A 16,086-nucleotide genomic window follows, 5' to 3' on the forward strand; every position below is an offset into this window, starting at 1 on the left:
GGATTGATAATTAACGGGATAATCGGTTGGAAAAAGGAAGAAAAAGGCACTCGGTATCCCTCCGAGTGCCACCACTAAATCCAAAGTATGAGTGTAATCCGGTATCGAAGAACAATTCATTACTCTGAACAAGTGGCAAAGTTAATACTATTTCTTCCGTCCTGAAAATTTCTTGTCCTTTTTAGCCTCCGGGAACACAAAAGTCGTGTTATATTCCCCGTCAAAGGCGACAACAGCATCGAAACTCTTGCCCTGTTTGCTCTTGAACCCTTTGAGCAGCTTGGTATGCCCTTCGGTGAGCAGGTCTTTGATTTCATCGTCGGACAGGGTGCGTCCCGCTTTCAGCCGGAACACGGGCAGTCCGCACTCCGTGTTGTCGCAGCGTACCACCTTGCCGTAGAACCGCATCCTGCCCGTGCCACACTTGGGACACGCGCAGCCGGAGTCACGGCTGCCGAAGAGCTTGTCGCACGAGATCAGTTCGGAGGTTATCTCACGTGTGTACGCCTCTATCTCCTTGCGGAAGGTGTCGTCGGACAGTTCCCCGCGCTCGATACGCGCCAGCTCCTTTTCCCATTCGCCCGTCATGGCAACATCGGCGATGCGCATCGTCTTGACGACGGAATTGAGGGCAAGTCCTTTTTCGGTGGGAACAAGCGACTTCTTGCAGCGTTCCATGTAACCGCGCTTGAAAAGCGTTTCGATGATGGAGGCGCGTGTGGCGGGAGTACCGATGCCACAGTCCTTCATCGCCTGCCGCAGTGCGTCGTCCTCAATTTCCTTGCCCGCCGTTTCCATTGCCGAGAGCAGGGTGGCTTCGGTATGCAGCGGCTTGGGTTTGGTCTTTCCTTCGGTAATGGACGAGCCTTTCGGTGTCAGCGTGTCGCCTTCCTGCCAGCCGGGGATGGTAATTTCCTCTTTTTCCTCGCCATAGACGGCACGCCATCCGGTTTGCTTCACGACGCTGCCTTTTACGGTAAACTCCACTCCGGCACATTCCGCCGTGACAGTGGTCACATCCTTGACGCATTTCTCAGAGAATGCCTCGACCATGCGCCCGGCAATCATCTGATAGATGGTATTGTCCTCTTTGGAGAGGAAGAGCGGTTTCTCACCCGTGACGAGCAGGGCATGGTGGTCTGTCACCTTGCCGTCGTCCACGCTGCGGCGTGTCGGGGCGGCTTTTGCCCGCACCTTGTCTTTCCATTCGGGCTGTGTGCCGATGAAAGCGAGCAGTTTGGGAATTTCGGCAAACACGTCTTCGGGGATGTAGCGGCTTCCCGTTCTCGGATAGGTTATCAACTTCTTTTCGTAGAGTTTCTGCGCGATTTCAAGCGTCTGTTCCGCCGTGAAGCCGTGCTTGGCGTTGGCTTCTTTCTGGAGCGTGGTCAGGTCGTAGAGCAAGGGAGTTTCCTCCGTCTTCTCCTTGCGCTCGGCTTTCGTGACAGTGGCGCAACCTGCCGCCTTTACCTTATTATATAGTTCCATCGCCGGTTCTTTCTCTTTCCATTTCTCGGAGGATGAGAATTTCACGACTTCGCCGTCGCAACCGTCCGTTGCGATATGGAGCTGCCAGAATGCTTCGGACGTAAAGCGGCGGTTCTCCCAGTAGCGTTCACATACCATAGCCAACGTTGGTGTCTGCACCCGCCCCACGGAATACGTGCCGTGTCCGGCGGCGATGGATAACGCCTGTGTGCCGTTGATGCCCACGAGCCAGTCGGATTCGCTCCGCGCTTTGGCGGCGAGGTAGAGGTTGTCGTATTTGCTGCCGTCTTCGAGTTTCCGCAGTCCCTCGCGGATAGCTTTGTCGGTGAGAGAGCTGATCCACAGGCGCACGAAAGGAGTGGTGCAACCCGTATAGTGGTAGAGGTAGCGGAAGATAAGCTCTCCCTCGCGTCCGGCATCGGTCGCCACGATGATATGTTCGCTTGTGTCGAACAGTCTTTTGATGACTTTTATCTGCGACACCACGCCGCTGTCGGGCTTGTAACCTTTCTCCGTCCTGACCTGACGGGGGACGAGCGTGAATGTGTCGGGAATAATCGGGAGGTTGTCACGGACAAATCCGCGCACGCCGTAGCCGTCGGGCATGGCAAGCTGAACGAGGTGTCCGAATGCCCATGTCACGGCATAACCGCCTCCCTCGAAATATCCTTCCTCTCTCTTTGTCGCGCCCACGATGCGGGCGATTTCACGTGCCACGGAGGGCTTTTCTGCAATGATTGTCTTCATGTCTTCTTCTTTTTTGTTGATACTTTGGATTTTATTTTGGATTCAGTGGCGGACACGGGATTACATTTTCATGCCCTTGCCCGTTTTCTTCTGCGGCTTCTCCTGCTGCTGTTGCTGGCGGGCGTCCTTCGGGTTGGTCTGACCTTTCTGCAACGGCTCTCTCAGATTCTTTGTAGCCTCGTTGGTCTTGCCATCGTTGTTCACCGCCACCTGCGTGCGGCTCTCGTTGGACGGAGCAACCTGCTGTGCATTGTCAGGGTTCGTGTCGTAGCGGTACGGGCGTCCCTTCTCCGGGTTGAACTTGATATACATCGTGGCATGGAAGCCCTGCTTGTCGGTCACGTTCTCCAGCTTCACGGCTTTACCCGCCACATAGTCGGCTTTCTGCTGGTCGGTGAAGCTCACGCCGCTCCATTTGCTGATGGGGCGGATGCTGCCGTCCTCGTTCGTCCACGTGTTGCGGCGTTGCTCCTTCTTGGTCTGTGCGGCATTTTCCCCGCCCTGCGCCTGACTTTTCGATGTGTCGCCTTTGGTTTCCTGTGTCTGTGCGGTACGGGGCGACTTGCCGGTTCCCGGCACGAACTCCACGCCGCGCTGCTCCACGTTCACTTGCAGGGTGGTGACGAACTTTCTGCCGTCGTTGCGCTCGATGAGCTTGTCGCGTACGGGCAGTCCGGCGCGGAGCATGTCCCGCTCCTGCGTGGTGATTTCCGTCTTGCCGATGCGCTCCGGGATGCGCACCCTGCTTGCCGGAATGTCCGTGATTTCATTCGTCTTGCGGTCGATGCTGATGTAGGAGGGGATGATCTCGCCCGTTTCCCTGTCCACAATGTCCACGACCCTACCGAGATTGCCCGTTTCGCGGAGGTTCTTCCGGTCATTGTCGGAGAATTTGTGTTCCTTGTACTCATCCAGCTTCTGCTCCTTGCGGATGAAGTGCGGCACGAGGCTGATGTTTCCCTCACCGTCCTTCTTGAAGGAGAGGCGGGCGTCCAGCTCGAATGATTCGCCGCCGAAGGTCGGTTTGACCTTTACCAAGTCGGACTTGCCATAGTTGAGCATCTTCGTAAGGTCGCCGGACTTTTCAAGGTTGTCCCGCTTTACGCCCCATCTGTCCTCCAGCTCCTGCCAGTTGATTTTACTCTCGTCGATGGGCTGGTAGCCACGTTTGCCCTGCATCTGTTCGGATTTGTCCTGTTGCTGTTCTTTCCGTTGTTCCATGTTCTCCTGTTTTTGAGGTTCTTGTTTCTCTGTCTGTTGTGCTGCCATCTCTTCCTGCACCTTCTTCTCATAGTCGGAGGTGTCCACCTTGTGAGGGGCGAGCAGCTCCTTGTTCGCTTCGGGGTCTTTCAGCAGTTGCTTCATCACCTCTAAGAGATTTTCAGCTTGGTCTGCCGCAATGCGGTAGAAACCGAAGCGGCTGGGTTCCTTGCACTGCCGGAAGAAGTTCTTGAAGAAGTTGTCCAGCACGTCGCCATGTCGGTCGAATTGCAGGAAACTCTGCGCGTTCTCCGCTTTTGCGGGGGTGCGCTTGGGTGTGCCGTCCGCGTTCAGCCCGGCTACCACGCTGATCTCGCCTGTCTTCTCGTCACGGACTACCAGCACGTCCTTTTCGTCTTTTTTCTTTGCCATCTGAAAAATGTTTTAATGGGTTATTTATGAAAGAAATTATGGATACGAGCCTTGTAGAAGGCTATATCTTCCTTTTTGAAGTCCTTGATATGGTTGGAAAGGAATGTCAGCACGTCCTCCTCGCTGTAATAGGTCTTCTTGCCCAGCGTCTTGTAGGGCAATGCGCCTACGCTGCGGTAGCGTTGGAGGGTGCGTTTGCTTATCTGGAGCAACATGCACAAATCCTGATTGTCGAAAAGGCGGATGCTTTCCGTGATAGTGGGCTGTTTCCCCTCAGCCTTCATCGCCAGCAGCAGTTCGTCCTGACGGTCGAGCCGTTCCATCAGCTTCTGCATCCAGCCCTCGAAGTTGTTTCGTGTGAGCAGTTCCATGACCTATGTCCTCCTTCCTTTTGGTTTGCCGCCCGTGCGCAGCGTGTGGTTGTGGAACAGGGTGTCTATTGTCCCTTCCTCGTTCCTTACTGTGTTGTCCTCCAATAGCCGCAGTATCTCGGAAAGGCGGTAGCGGCAGCTTCCGCGTACCACCACATACTCGATACGGTGGTCGGTGCGCATACGCTGCATGGTGCGCTTGCTCACGTTGAGCATCTTCGCCGCCTGTGCCGTGTCAAGCAGCTTGTCTTCGGTTTCCCGCTTCCGTTTCTTCTCGTCCCTTGCCTCGCGGATGTACCCTGCGATGTTCGCAATCTGCGCCATCATCTCCTTGTAGGCGGAACTTTCCATTGTTATCACTTTCATGTTCAGTCCTTTCTTTTTGTTTCTGCGACAAAATTCGGCAATAAACAAAAGGGGCTTTAACAACTCACTACGTGACTCACGTAAGATTTTTGCGGAAGATGGCTCCGTAACCCGGTCAAACGGCGCAACAGGCAGCCTTTCAGCGGAAAACGATACGTCTTGTATGCCGTTTCGTTACCTTTGCGGCAAACTCTAAATGACATGAATATGGAAATAGTATCTATCGAGAAAAAGACTTTCGAGATGATGGTGGCGGCATTCGGCGCACTCTCGGAGAAGGTCGCCGCCCTGAGGCGCAAAAGCGACACGGGGCGCATGGAAAGATGGCTCACGGGCGAGGAGGTCTGCGGGCAGTTGAGAATAAGCCCGCGCACGTTGCAGACGCTGCGTGACAGGCGGCTTATCGGCTACTCGCAGATAAACCGCAGGTTCTATTACAAGCCAGAGGAGGTGAAGCGGCTGATACCGCTTGTCGGCACGCTCTATCCGCACGGCAGATGATTTGATTTATTCACCCACTGAATCCGAAGTTATGATGAACGAGAACAACGATGTTTTTACGATGGAAGACGAGCCGATAGCCTCTGTGGTGCAGGATATGCGCAAAGGCTCGAAATGGCTGTCCGCATTTCTGGAAAGCTACCGTCCTCCGCTGGACGGGGAACGTTACCTGACGGACGGCGAGGTGTCGGAACTGCTCCGTGTGAGCCGGCGCACCTTGCAGGAATACCGCAACAACCGCGTGTTGCCCTTCATACTTTTGGGAGGGAAGGTGCTTTACCCGGAAACGGGGCTGCGCGGGGTACTGGAAGCGAACTACCGCAAGCCGCTGGAGTGAGGCGGTTTCATGAAAAAGTAAACGGGTGACACCTTTTGTGGTGCTACCCGTTTACTTGTCTTATGGGGTATGTGCAATCAGCAATACCCGGCTTTTCCGTTCTGTATGAACATCACGTATGTCTGCCGTTTCTCTTGTGAGAGTGCCTTTCCCACCAGCCATGTGCGGAACAGGTGGGTGTTGTAGGTATTCACCCTGAAAGCGACCGGGATGATGATTTCAAGGGCGTACACGTCCGCGTGCAGCCCGTTTTCAAGCTGCATGTAGCGGCACACCTCGTAGTCGTTCAGCACGTCCGACTTGCGGACGGCTCTGATGGCGGCGTTCACTGCCGGGACGGTCGTATGGAACAATCCGGCTATTTCGGTGGCGGTCATCCACACGTCGTTACCGGTTACGCTGACTGCCTTGTCCTCGATGATGATTGTGTCACGTTTCATGGCTTTTCTTTTTAGATGGTGCAACCTGCAAATTCCTCGACGCCGTTCAATCTTGCGGCAAGGTTCTCCATGTCCTGATTGAGCTTCTCTTTGGTTATCTTTGCGTAAATCTGCGTCGTCTTTATGCTCTTGTGTCCGAGCATGGAGCTGACCGTTTCGATGGGAACACCGTTGGAGAGGAATATCGTCGTGGCTGCCGTGTGGCGGCTCTGATGCCACGTGATATGCTTGGTGATGCCGCAACGCTTGGCGACGGCACGGATACCGGCAAGGCACGTGTTATAATGCGGAACGGGAAATATCCTGCCGTCCCCGCACAGTCCCCGGTATTTGCCGATTATGCGGTTGGCGATGTCGAGCAGGCGGATGTTGGACACCACGCCCGTTTTCTGGCGGTTGATGTTTATCCACTCGTGTTCGTCGAAGTAGGTGCGGATATTCTCTTCCGTAAGGTTGCGCATATCCGCGAACGACAGCCCCGTGAAGGCGCAGAACAGGTAGAGGTCGCGGTACAATTCCTGTTTGGCGTTTTTCAGTTTCCCCTCCATCAGCAGGCGGATCTCATCTTTGGTCAGGAAACTGCGTGTTGTTTCCTCCTTCTTGATTTCATACTCGCGGAACGGGTCGCGCGTCAGCCACTCGTTGTTGATGGCGATGAATACCATCGTCCGTAACGGGCAGACGTACAGCCACACGGTATTGGTGCAGCAGTGCTTGTCCGTGCGCAGGAACATCTCGAAGTCGGAGATGAAAGCCGGGGTAAGCTCTTTTAGGGCGATGTCCTTCACATGGTAGCGGATGTCGAGGAACTCTTGCATGTGCTTGTAAACGGTGCGGTACTTCAGCAGCGTGCCTTTGGCTTTCATGCCTGCCTCCACCTGCTTCTCGTAGTCCTCGTTGTGCTGGCGGAACACCTGCATCAGCGTGTGGTAGCGGTGTTCCAGTCCGAGAAAGGCGTTCTTCACCTTCTCCGCCGTGACGAAGTTGTCACGCTCCATGATTTCCTGATAATGCCTGTTGATGCGTACCCGCATCTTGTCAAGCATACGGTTCGTTTCGAGTGCCGCCGTGCTTCTGCCCGTGACACGTCCACCTTTGGTGTCCCACAGTTTCGGATCGACAGTCAGTTTGCAGCTGAACTGTGTCTGGCTGCCGTCCACCGTGATGCGTCCCATGACGGGAACTGTCCCGTCCTTTTTCACTACCTGACGCTTGAGGTAGTAGATTACTGAAAATGTACTCTTCATTGTCCTTAATTTTTGGGTTTCAAAATTAGTTGGTGAAGAGTCCGGTGTTGGTACGCAAAACGGGGAGGAACGGCGCAATCTTTTTCCGTAACCTGATTTTTCGCATGAGTTATGGATAACTCACTATTCCTTAGAGCCTTGTTTCGCTATTCGTACCCGTTTGTCGCATTTTCGGGCATGGTTACGAACAAGTAACGTAGCGGCGTCAGGATTTGGCTTCGGCAGGGATTGTAATGGCTTCACGGATTATCGCCACTTCAACCAAAACCCTTGTAACTCAATTCTATCACTATATCTTTCCGCATTTCACTTTTTTGTAGTAACTTTGCATCATAAAAAATAATGTTTTTTATGAAAACAGCGGTAATATATGCACGGGTATCAAGTGTAACAGACAGGCAGAGTACAGAGCGTCAAGTAAATGACTTAAAAAAGTATGCGGAATTTGCAGAACTTCAAATAACAAATATCTTTGAAGAGAAAGTTAGTGGGGCTAAACGAAATGAAGAACGTCCTGTCTTAACCGAATGTTTAGATTTCTGTATTGCTAACAAAGTTGATATACTTTTAACTAGTGAACTATCACGTTTAGGGCGCAATTCATTTGAAGTACTTGAGACTGTTAAAAGACTGATTGATGCCAAGGTGAATCTATACATACAAAAAGAACAATTTTTATTATTGGATAATGAAGGGAAACCATCAACCTTTGCTCCAGTAATGATTGCTACACTTTCAACCTGTGCAGAACTTGAAAGAGAAAATATAAAATTTCGTCTCAACTCTGGAAGAGCACAATATATAGAGCATGGCGGCAAACTCGGAAGAAAAGCAGGTTCCTTCAAGACAATGGAACAGAAAAAAGAAGAGTATAAAAAAGTGATAAGTAACTTGAGAGCTGGAAAATCAATACGGGATGTTGCAAAACTAAATGATGTTAGCGTTAGTACAGTTCAAAGACTAAAAAAAGAATTTAACTTATAAGCCTCATTTTGAGGCTTTTTCTTTATCTATTAGCCACGTTTGATTCCTTTTTCGCAATTAAGCCTCAACCTTACATACAAAATATTACAGATCAACCTATTACATAGAACCTCGCACTCCTATATTTAAGAAAAAATGACGTATAGTAAGCGTAAGACACGGCTTGGCATGCAAAATTTATGCTGCAAAACATATAAAATTACATTAAACTATTCTTTCTTTTCTATCTTCTGCGACTATTTATATATATAATAAAAGATTAAAATATATAAATTACAATGAGAACTGTTAGAAATTTAAGCCCAATGACAAAGGGTAAAATCAGCAATGCCATGAAAAGCAAAACGAAAAGCGAAGAAACACGTCAAAAAATCAGCACAGCCATGAAGAAATATTGGTCAACTATTCCAACAGCAAATCCAGAAATTAAACAAAAGAATAATAAGCCTTCAACAGAAATTCCAACACTATGAGACCATTTTACAACATAGGTATAGATAAATTGACATTATGCTATACCATTGAGGAAAACTCAATACTGCATGACATTAACAATGAAGATCAAGAGATTGATATGGGGGATTTTAAGCTTAAAAGGATAGAGAGCGGACACTTTAAAAATTCCTTTTTAATACTGTCGCTATGGGATGCTCCCGATGGGAATGGTTTAACATGGCAAGTTTATGGTACTCTAAAATTTAACCGTTTTACCGACAAAGACGAAAAATGCAAATTAGCGTGGTTATATTTTGACAATCACACGTTGTACAAACAGGTTTATCCAAATGTTAGCTCGATAATATATGGGGAATACATATCCGTCCTCCTTGGCTTAGAGCTCCATAATATTACGGAGATAGAGATTTATATAGATACAAGTAGTAATGCCCCAAGGACCATCAAAAAAATGATACGCAACAATAGCATAGAAACCATTTTTAATGGTAATGTGTTGGAACGCAAAGAGAAACAACCAAAATTAGGATATTACCACACGGGAAACCTTAATAGATATACAGATCTAACCATATACATAAAACAGCAAGACAAAGAAGGTTTTATGATGAAAGCGTACGATAAATTAACAGAAATTCAAGAAGATAGCCACAAAAACTACATTTTAACATGGCATAGAAGAAATACTAATCAACCTTTGTTTCGTGTTGAATTAAGTTTGAAGCATCGTCATTTAAAAGACTACATCAATTCAAATAGCATAGAACTATCTCACAACCTATTCACGGTTAAAGAGTTCTTGTTTAATTGTTTTTTGCATTTCGCCGATCGCTTAATTCGATTTCGAGAGCAAAACGGGAAAGTACATTCTGCTCTTGAATTTATTTAAACTCACTTCTGAGAACCCCTATAACAAAGGGGGTTCCCAGAGGCTTTTTTATTAGATAACACATTGTTTCACAAGTAGAAAGCACGAATAAAAAGCTACTCTATTTTTTAACCTTTCTCAATACTATAAAATAACAATGTCGTTTTCTTGCATGAATAGTTGATTTATAAGTATTTACAAGCATATTTTTTGAAAGGCAAATAAAAATGTCCTCAACATTGACCCCCAGTCGTATTGCCTCATCCATGATGTACTTATGTACCCAAATTTGCTTTCCAGCATAATTGCTATCCCGTATCTTTACTATACATATCGCTTTATGTTTAGTATTTTATCTTCTCAACGATAGAGGCTTTACGAGCCTTAGAAGCGCTTACATTGAGCTTTTTTAGATGTGCCTTAATAGAAGAAACAGAACATTCATTTTTTTTGCGTTTTCTTCCAAGGCTAAACCTTTGTAATACCTTATAGCCATATTATGCAGGGTGCGTAAATTACGCAGGGTTAATCAGTGCCGATTAACCCCACTATATATACAAAAAATTTAATTAACTCTTTTGTATGTTTCTTTTAGCACACATGGGACAAGTTCCCAATTCCCATTTAAATATTCAGCTTCTTGACTAATTATCAATGTGTTATCTTTCAATTCAATCGTAGCTTTTAGCGGAATAGGCAATATATCGGACGTTATTGTTAAGGCAATCCCAGATAACTTCCACTTACCGCCACCTATATCACTAACTCCACACGGGCGATGATCCGAATATGTTCCATTTGATTCAAATTCCACATACCCTTCAAACTCGCATTTCTCATAATCTTCTGCCATTTCTTTTGGCGAAACGCTTGTTAATTGCCATTTTCCTACGATTGAAGAATCCCCTGTATTATTCCCTTCATCATCATCACCACAGCTAAGTAGTGAAAAGGAACTAATAAAACATGCAAGAATGAAATAAAGGTTAAGATACTTTTTCATATTATTATAATTTAGAATTTATATGCAGCATTAACACCAAATACAACTTGATCAAAATCAGAGACAAATTGATATTTTAGCTCAAACCCTAAATCTAAGTTAGGTAAAACAGGATATTGAATACCTGCACCTAAGTTCGCTCCAAATTTAGTCATATTACCAGAGTCACCTTCCATATCATCCAACTCTTTGTCATAATCAGGGTAATAATTACTCCAATCATCATCTATATCAACATCTCCACTTCCTGCACCTGTTGATCCTAATAATGTTAGACCAACAAGAGGATAAATCTTTAGCCCTTCAACACTTTTAATGTCAAATAGATAATGTCCATTTACATTAGCACTCCATAATCCAACGCCATCTCTTTTAAGGAAATAGTCGAAACCAGGTGCAATTCTAATAGCATCCGTAACGTTGTACTTAAACTCTGCTCCAATTTTGAAAGCTTTATGAAAGCTTCCAGAGCCATAACCCAAATTTACACTTGCTGCCTTTTCTCCTTTCTGAGCAAAGGCAGAACTAAAAGCCATTAGTACAGCAAATAGCATTAAAGTACATCTTTTCATATCATATAACTTTTTAAAAATTAATATTTCGCTGCAAAGATAAACACTCACGGATACGTGGGCAAATAAATCGTATATAAATCTTTGTTTTGTAACAAAAAATGAAAACAAAGATAGAACAGTATGTTATAGATAGAGTAAAAGCTAAGCGGATGGAACAACATATTAGTCAAGTTGTTTTAGCCGATAGCATTAATGTTAGTAAAGGGTTTGTAGGAAATGTAGAGGTCCCTACGAATGATTACAAGTATAATATAAATCATCTCAACGAAATAGCAAAAGTGTTAAAGTGTTCTATAAAAGATTTTTTTCCAGATGAACCATTAGAATGATTTTTTTATGTTAAAGTGCTGATTTATTGTGCTTTAAATTAGGAGTGTGTTAAAATCGGCTGTGTGCATGGGTGGATACTCCGCTTTGTTGTGTTCGTTTAATTGGATTTCTGGTTCCATATTAATTATTTTGATTGATTAAATTGACTACTACTTTGACTATGATATCTTTTTCTTCTGTACGGCTTTCGGCTATCATCAAAGTGAGAGCTACCAATGTATTATCAGCAATCCGTTTTTCTCCATTTTCACGATAGAGTATGCCGTTATTTTCCATGAACCAAAGAAACAGCATAGCAGCAATACGCTTATTTCCATCGCTGAACGAATGATTCTTGGTAACGAGGTATAACAACATAGCAGCCTTCTCTTCAATGCTTGGATAGAGTTCTTTACCTCCAAAAGTCTGATAGATAGTGGAGATGGAACTTTTAAATGACTGGTCTTTCTCATGGGCAAATAGTTTGCTTCCTCCAAACTTTCCTTTTAGACTCATAATGGCTTTCATTGCATTTTCGTAAGTAGCATGGAATTGATTGCTTTGGGTAGTTTGTTCGATAGTGAGTTGCTGATAGTCATATTTATCAAGTGTATCGAGAGCATAAACATAGTCAGTTACTACTGCTAATAGTCCTTTGGATTGTTCGGAAGTTAGTTGTTCTTGGTTCTTAATTGTGTTACTGAGAATATGAATCATGCCTTTCAGCTCATCATACTGTTCTAATTTTATCTTTTGGTTAATGGCATATCCTTTAATAAGATAGTCTTTCAATATCTTGTTCGCCCAAATGCGGAATTGGGTGCCACGTTTAGATTTTACTCGATAACCAACAGATATAATAACATCCAGATTGTAAAGAGCGGCTTCATACTTTTGGTCACCTTCAGAACCCATATGTGCAAATTTTGCACATGTGATATGTTTTTCTAATTCTCCTTCTTTATATATATTATTGATGTGTCGTCCAATGACTGTTCTGTCTTTTTGGAACAAATCTCCCATCTGTGCCTGTGTCAGCCACACAGTGTCTGCTTCCATTTTTACATCTAATTGGATTTTACCATCTTCTGCTTGGTAGATAATAATATTATTTGAAGCTGTGTTTAATTCATCTATATACATGGGTGGATACTCCGCTTTGTTGTGTTCGTTTAATTGGATTTCTGGTTCCATATTTATTGTAGTTGTTGTAAATGACGAAAAGATATGCTTATGTCGAAAAATATTTTTGTTTTTCCGGTTGGAAGTTTGACGTTGAATACGTCATATTTATTTTCGAGGGTGGCTTGTTGTTGAATGGATTTTGCTTGAAGCGGTTTAAAAATGATTTCATATTCATCCGATACGCATATCACTTTGTATGCTGTTTCTGTACTGGCGCCATTACCTGTTGCTAAAATCGCTTGGATGATTTGTTGATAACGCAGAGAAGTGTTCTCGAGAAATGATTGCAAATCGGGATCTTTCAGTGCTATGCTACATGTCATTGCTTTAATAAGCAGGCTTAAAGAAAGCGGATTCCTTTTGAGTTCTTGCTTAATCAAAGGAAGTGCCGTTGCAAAATCATTTTTTGAGTAGGCTTTATCTATATTCATGTAAAGTGCGAAACTGTTATATTCATCAGTAAAAGGAAATCCATAATAGATTTGGGCTACTTCTTCCTTGGAAAGAGTGGGATCTCCTTGCTCAAAGCGTGTGAGTAAAAGATCGTATTCGATACGTTCATCTTTGACAAATCGCTCCATTTCAGCATAATCGATTTGCATAAATTCATTTTGAGCAAAAGCAGTAAAAGTGTTGGTAATAAAGAATAGTATTACTCCCATTAAAATTCTTGCCATGACCTTATTGTTTAAAATCGTTTTTCAGTAAACTGTATATATTGATATCCGTATATTCTCCCGACAGCAGCAATTCCCCTTCCCGTTCCGTTCCTTCAAGGGTAAATCCTAAGCGTTTAGGGATAGCGTTGCTTGGGTGGTTACCGACAGCACAGCGGATTTGGATGCGATTAATATTTCGCTCATGAAAAGCCCACTGGCAGAGGTAGCGGACTGCGTTTGTTACAATTCCTTTACCACGATAGGCGGGAAGCAGCCAATAACCGATTTCGGTGCGGTGATTAGATGGATCGGAGAAATGGAAACCTGCTAATCCGCAGATATCTGTATCATGCTCCAAGATAAATACCGGATCACGTTTTTCATAAGGGGTCGCCAGTATAGGATGCAGAAATTGCTGTTCATCGGCTACGCTCTGAAGACTGTCCACAAACGGGAGCCAAGTGCGAAGATCATCCCGATTCTTGTCGATCGCCTCGAAAATGATGCCGGCATCTTCATAAGTCGCTTCCCGGATTGTGTAGCCGGGAACTCCGATCGGGTTGGAATGGGGACGGAGTGTTTTCTCGAAAGCTTTTCGGGCACTGTTGTTCCGGTAATACACTTCCCCACAATAGTTGAAATCCAGTGAGTCAATCAACCGGAGCATATAAGCATTGTCATATTTCGTATCGACACGGAAATTGTAGATCCCTTTTCGGCGGCTGACTTCTTCGGCCTGCAACATGAACTGTTTCGCCATGCCTTGCCGTTTCATCTCGTCGGCGACGGCAAGCCGGTGAACGATGAGATACGGCAAATCATTCGACCATTGATCTTTTATCTGCTCGTACACAGGTTCGCCGTCAAAAGATACGACACCATAAGCTACAACCCGGTTTTCCCGGCAGATCACATATCCGTTTCCGTCCCGGATATCTTGCCGGATATTTTCGATGGACGGGTAATTTTCATCCCATTGCTGGCTGCCGAGCCGGCGCATTTGCGCTTTCGCCTGTTCGATGATTTGCCATATCCGTTCTGTATCTGTTTCTTCTGCTTTACGAAAGATGTCGGGGTTGTCTGAGTATTCCATTAAGTCTCTGATTTTTGTTCTTTATGAACATCAAAGATACTCTTATTTTTCTTTTTCTCAATACCTTTTGTCAATATGTTAAAATGAGAAATAGAATTCAGTTTTTATAAACATTTGCTATTCTTAACCCGGAAATTGGAATCAAAACAGTTTAATTTTTGTTATAAAGATAAATTTAAGTCTGAAACGGTCTAAACAATTTATTAGGTATGATACGAAAACTATTGATTCGGGATCTGACTCTTCGGGATGGTCAGCAATCTGCTTTTGCGACGCGGATGTCACAGGAGCAAATAGACAGAGTGCTTCCTTTTTATCGGAAAGCCGGTTTTTATGCGATGGAAGTGTGGGGAGGCGCAGTGCCTGATTCTGTTATGCGTTATTTGGGAGAAGATCCTTGGGAACGGTTGGAGAAAATAAAAGCGGCCGTCGGTAATGCCTCTAAGTTGGCAGCTCTTTCACGTGGGCGTAACTTGTTTGGTTATGATCCTTATCCGGATAAGATAATCAAAGGGTTTTGCCGTAACTCCATTGAGTCCGGATTGGATATTATGCGTATATTTGATGCTCTGAATGATGTGGAAAACATCAAGTCGACAGTAAAATATGTAAAGCGTTTTGGAGGGATCGCCGATTGTGCTGTTTGCTACACGATCGATCCGCATCATTCGGCTGTCGAAAGGATCAAGGCTGCTTTGCATGGACATGCTCTGCACAAGCCGGTTTTCACGAATGAATATTTCCTCGACAAGGCACTTCAGATGGAGGCTTTAGGGGCAGATATGATTACGATCAAGGATATGAGCGGTCTGCTTCCTCCCGAGAGAAGTGCGGAGATCGTGCGGTTATTTAAAAAACACCTGAAAGTTCCGGTTGATTTCCATACTCACTGTACGCCCGGTTATGGCCTGGCCTCCGTTCTGGCGGCTATCGTCAACGGGGTGGATATTGTCGATACCAATATCTGGTATTTTGCCGGCGGAACGGCAGCTCCGGCTGTTGAACTGGTATATGTGTTCTGTAAGAAAATGGGGATTGAACTGGATATTAATATGGAAGTGATTACGAAGATTAACGCCCATTTGCTGGATATCCGCAAGGAACTGTCTTCTTTCGATATGGCAAAACAATTGCCGAAACCGTTTAATCCGTTGACGGATAAAATTCCGACGGAAGTAGACCGTTTCTTTAATGATGCGATCGAGGCGGCGCGGAAGGATAAAGAGGACGATTTGCTTATATTCTGCCATGCGATAGAAGAATATTTCGGTTTCCCCGAGCCGAATGAATTGGTGAAGAAAGCCCAGATACCGGGAGGGATGTACACGAATATGATCGCCCAATTGAAACAGCTGGGTCAGTTGGATTTATTGGAAAAAGCAATGTCATTGATCCCCCAGGTGCGTATGGATGCCGGTTTGCCGCCTTTGGTGACACCGACCAGCCAAATTATCGCGGCACAAGCTGTTTCATGTGCACAGGACCTGTTAAATGGGCGTCCGTTGTATAGCCACCCTTCCAATCAGTTTATTGCCTTAGTCAAAGGGGAATATGGAAAGACGCCTGTTCCTGTCGATCCGGAGTTCCGGTTGATGATTACAGGGTCGAGAGACGAGGTTCCTTATGATCCTTCGGATTATGAGATGCAGGAGAATCCTGTGATAGAAGAAATCGGTGTCCAGTTGGCGGAAAATGAAAAAGAGGTTTTGCTTTTGGAACTTTTCCCGATGATGGCACATCACTTTCTGGCAAAAAAGAAACAGAAACGGGCGCATACTACTTTTCCTCCGGTCTGATGACCGGGGAAAACTTTTTTTGTCTTACA

General features: G+C 45.5%; 18 protein-coding genes. 7 read left to right on the forward strand and 11 right to left on the reverse strand.

The genetic code is table 11. The features are described from left to right. Positions 1 to 147: 147 nt before the first annotated feature. From topB to DWU89_RS05425, 4 genes are read right to left on the reverse strand one after another with little or no spacing between them, the layout of a single operon-like run. Positions 148 to 2,235 (reverse strand): type IA DNA topoisomerase, encoded by a 2,088-nt coding sequence (topB, locus tag DWU89_RS05410; protein ID WP_004291456.1) that lies wholly within the window; start codon positions 2,233 to 2,235, stop codon positions 148 to 150. 60 nt (positions 2,236 to 2,295) lie between these two features. After that, complete coding sequence (locus DWU89_RS05415) at positions 2,296 to 3,867, reverse strand: DUF3945 domain-containing protein (protein WP_004291455.1); 1,572 nt, start codon at positions 3,865 to 3,867, stop codon at positions 2,296 to 2,298. Positions 3,868 to 3,887: 20 nt separating this feature from the next. After that, positions 3,888 to 4,238: a helix-turn-helix domain-containing protein gene (locus tag DWU89_RS05420; protein ID WP_004291454.1), complete on the reverse strand. Its 351-nt coding sequence runs from the start codon at positions 4,236 to 4,238 to the stop codon at positions 3,888 to 3,890. Positions 4,239 to 4,241: 3 nt separating this feature from the next. Next, positions 4,242 to 4,667: a helix-turn-helix domain-containing protein gene (locus DWU89_RS05425; protein WP_004291432.1), complete on the reverse strand. Its 426-nt coding sequence runs from the start codon at positions 4,665 to 4,667 to the stop codon at positions 4,242 to 4,244. Positions 4,668 to 4,805: 138 nt separating this feature from the next. Between DWU89_RS05425 and DWU89_RS05435 the strand changes: the two genes are divergently transcribed. Beyond that, on the forward strand, positions 4,806 to 5,105 hold the full coding sequence (locus DWU89_RS05435) for a helix-turn-helix domain-containing protein (protein WP_004291426.1): 300 nt from the start codon (positions 4,806 to 4,808) through the stop codon (positions 5,103 to 5,105). A gap of 31 nt (positions 5,106 to 5,136) precedes the next feature. After that, the gene (locus DWU89_RS05440; protein WP_004291424.1) at positions 5,137 to 5,442 is read left to right on the forward strand and encodes a helix-turn-helix domain-containing protein; all 306 of its coding nucleotides are present in this window, start codon (positions 5,137 to 5,139) and stop codon (positions 5,440 to 5,442) included. A 77-nt stretch (positions 5,443 to 5,519) separates the two neighbouring features. Here the strand turns inward: DWU89_RS05440 and DWU89_RS05445 are convergent, their stop codons facing one another. Together DWU89_RS05445 and DWU89_RS05450 are read right to left on the reverse strand one after the other, a co-directional pair. After that, positions 5,520 to 5,882 (reverse strand): hypothetical protein, encoded by a 363-nt coding sequence (locus DWU89_RS05445; RefSeq protein ID WP_004291423.1) that lies wholly within the window; start codon positions 5,880 to 5,882, stop codon positions 5,520 to 5,522. 11 nt (positions 5,883 to 5,893) lie between these two features. Beyond that, entirely contained in the window at positions 5,894 to 7,129 is a 1,236-nt protein-coding gene (locus DWU89_RS05450; RefSeq protein ID WP_004291422.1) for a site-specific integrase, read from the reverse strand. Between the two features lie 351 nt (positions 7,130 to 7,480). Between DWU89_RS05450 and DWU89_RS05460 the strand changes: the two genes are divergently transcribed. The 3 genes from DWU89_RS05460 to DWU89_RS05465 all read left to right on the forward strand — a co-directional run bounded on the left by DWU89_RS05460 (position 7,481) and on the right by DWU89_RS05465 (position 9,458). Continuing rightward, entirely contained in the window at positions 7,481 to 8,113 is a 633-nt protein-coding gene (locus DWU89_RS05460; RefSeq protein WP_115498664.1) for a recombinase family protein, read from the forward strand. Between the two features lie 278 nt (positions 8,114 to 8,391). After that, positions 8,392 to 8,586, forward strand: a complete 195-nt coding sequence (locus DWU89_RS20510; protein WP_147292094.1) for an NUMOD3 domain-containing DNA-binding protein — start codon at positions 8,392 to 8,394, stop codon at positions 8,584 to 8,586. Then, a complete protein-coding gene (locus DWU89_RS05465; protein ID WP_115498629.1) occupies positions 8,583 to 9,458 on the forward strand; it encodes a hypothetical protein in 876 nt (291 codons plus the stop codon). The genes DWU89_RS20510 and DWU89_RS05465 overlap by 4 nt, the downstream gene beginning before the upstream one ends. Positions 9,459 to 10,002: 544 nt before the next feature. On the opposite strand, the gene DWU89_RS05470 is transcribed toward DWU89_RS05465, so the two are convergent. After that, on the reverse strand, positions 10,003 to 10,440 hold the full coding sequence (locus DWU89_RS05470) for a lipocalin-like domain-containing protein (RefSeq protein ID WP_115498630.1): 438 nt from the start codon (positions 10,438 to 10,440) through the stop codon (positions 10,003 to 10,005). A gap of 11 nt (positions 10,441 to 10,451) precedes the next feature. Next, positions 10,452 to 11,012: an outer membrane protein gene (locus DWU89_RS05475; protein ID WP_115498631.1), complete on the reverse strand. Its 561-nt coding sequence runs from the start codon at positions 11,010 to 11,012 to the stop codon at positions 10,452 to 10,454. Between the two features lie 101 nt (positions 11,013 to 11,113). On the opposite strand from DWU89_RS05475, the gene DWU89_RS05480 reads away from it, so the two are divergent. After that, complete coding sequence (locus tag DWU89_RS05480; protein ID WP_115498632.1) at positions 11,114 to 11,344, forward strand: helix-turn-helix transcriptional regulator; 231 nt, start codon at positions 11,114 to 11,116, stop codon at positions 11,342 to 11,344. Between the two features lie 121 nt (positions 11,345 to 11,465). Here the strand turns inward: DWU89_RS05480 and rhuM are convergent, their stop codons facing one another. From rhuM to DWU89_RS05495, 3 genes are read right to left on the reverse strand one after another with little or no spacing between them, the layout of a single operon-like run. Further along, positions 11,466 to 12,467 carry a RhuM family protein gene (gene rhuM, locus DWU89_RS05485; RefSeq protein ID WP_244205862.1) on the reverse strand — a complete coding sequence of 334 codons (1,002 nt, stop codon included), beginning with the start codon at positions 12,465 to 12,467 and terminating at the stop codon, positions 11,466 to 11,468. A 53-nt stretch (positions 12,468 to 12,520) separates the two neighbouring features. Then, positions 12,521 to 13,186: a DUF4919 domain-containing protein gene (locus DWU89_RS05490; RefSeq protein ID WP_115498634.1), complete on the reverse strand. Its 666-nt coding sequence runs from the start codon at positions 13,184 to 13,186 to the stop codon at positions 12,521 to 12,523. Positions 13,187 to 13,190: 4 nt separating this feature from the next. Next, positions 13,191 to 14,261, reverse strand: a complete 1,071-nt coding sequence (locus DWU89_RS05495; RefSeq protein ID WP_115498635.1) for a GNAT family N-acetyltransferase — start codon at positions 14,259 to 14,261, stop codon at positions 13,191 to 13,193. A gap of 209 nt (positions 14,262 to 14,470) precedes the next feature. Between DWU89_RS05495 and DWU89_RS05500 the strand changes: the two genes are divergently transcribed. Continuing rightward, positions 14,471 to 16,057, forward strand: a complete 1,587-nt coding sequence (locus DWU89_RS05500) for a carboxylase (protein WP_115498636.1) — start codon at positions 14,471 to 14,473, stop codon at positions 16,055 to 16,057. Positions 16,058 to 16,086: the final 29 nt, after the last annotated feature.

The sequence above is a fragment of the Parabacteroides acidifaciens genome, assembly GCF_003363715.1.
Taxonomy (GTDB): domain Bacteria; phylum Bacteroidota; class Bacteroidia; order Bacteroidales; family Tannerellaceae; genus Parabacteroides; species Parabacteroides acidifaciens.

Bases quoted from the DNA above. Each gene is read 5' to 3' on its own strand.
- DWU89_RS20510 (WP_147292094.1), top strand. From the start codon at position 8,392: ATGAGAACTGTTAGAAATTTAAGCCCAATGACAAAGGGTAAAATCAGC.
- topB (WP_004291456.1), bottom strand. From the start codon at position 2,235: ATGAAGACAATCATTGCAGAAAAGCCCTCCGTGGCACGTGAAATCGCC.
- DWU89_RS05450 (WP_004291422.1), bottom strand. From the start codon at position 7,129: ATGAAGAGTACATTTTCAGTAATCTACTACCTCAAGCGTCAGGTAGTG.
- DWU89_RS05415 (WP_004291455.1), bottom strand. From the start codon at position 3,867: ATGGCAAAGAAAAAAGACGAAAAGGACGTGCTGGTAGTCCGTGACGAG.
- DWU89_RS05435 (WP_004291426.1), top strand. From the start codon at position 4,806: ATGAATATGGAAATAGTATCTATCGAGAAAAAGACTTTCGAGATGATG.
- DWU89_RS05490 (WP_115498634.1), bottom strand. From the start codon at position 13,186: ATGGCAAGAATTTTAATGGGAGTAATACTATTCTTTATTACCAACACT.
- DWU89_RS05475 (WP_115498631.1), bottom strand. From the start codon at position 11,012: ATGAAAAGATGTACTTTAATGCTATTTGCTGTACTAATGGCTTTTAGT.
- DWU89_RS05480 (WP_115498632.1), top strand. From the start codon at position 11,114: ATGAAAACAAAGATAGAACAGTATGTTATAGATAGAGTAAAAGCTAAG.
- rhuM (WP_244205862.1), bottom strand. From the start codon at position 12,467: ATGTATATAGATGAATTAAACACAGCTTCAAATAATATTATTATCTAC.
- DWU89_RS05460 (WP_115498664.1), top strand. From the start codon at position 7,481: ATGAAAACAGCGGTAATATATGCACGGGTATCAAGTGTAACAGACAGG.
- DWU89_RS05445 (WP_004291423.1), bottom strand. From the start codon at position 5,882: ATGAAACGTGACACAATCATCATCGAGGACAAGGCAGTCAGCGTAACC.
- DWU89_RS05495 (WP_115498635.1), bottom strand. From the start codon at position 14,261: ATGGAATACTCAGACAACCCCGACATCTTTCGTAAAGCAGAAGAAACA.
- DWU89_RS05465 (WP_115498629.1), top strand. From the start codon at position 8,583: ATGAGACCATTTTACAACATAGGTATAGATAAATTGACATTATGCTAT.
- DWU89_RS05420 (WP_004291454.1), bottom strand. From the start codon at position 4,238: ATGGAACTGCTCACACGAAACAACTTCGAGGGCTGGATGCAGAAGCTG.
- DWU89_RS05500 (WP_115498636.1), top strand. From the start codon at position 14,471: ATGATACGAAAACTATTGATTCGGGATCTGACTCTTCGGGATGGTCAG.
- DWU89_RS05470 (WP_115498630.1), bottom strand. From the start codon at position 10,440: ATGAAAAAGTATCTTAACCTTTATTTCATTCTTGCATGTTTTATTAGT.
- DWU89_RS05440 (WP_004291424.1), top strand. From the start codon at position 5,137: ATGATGAACGAGAACAACGATGTTTTTACGATGGAAGACGAGCCGATA.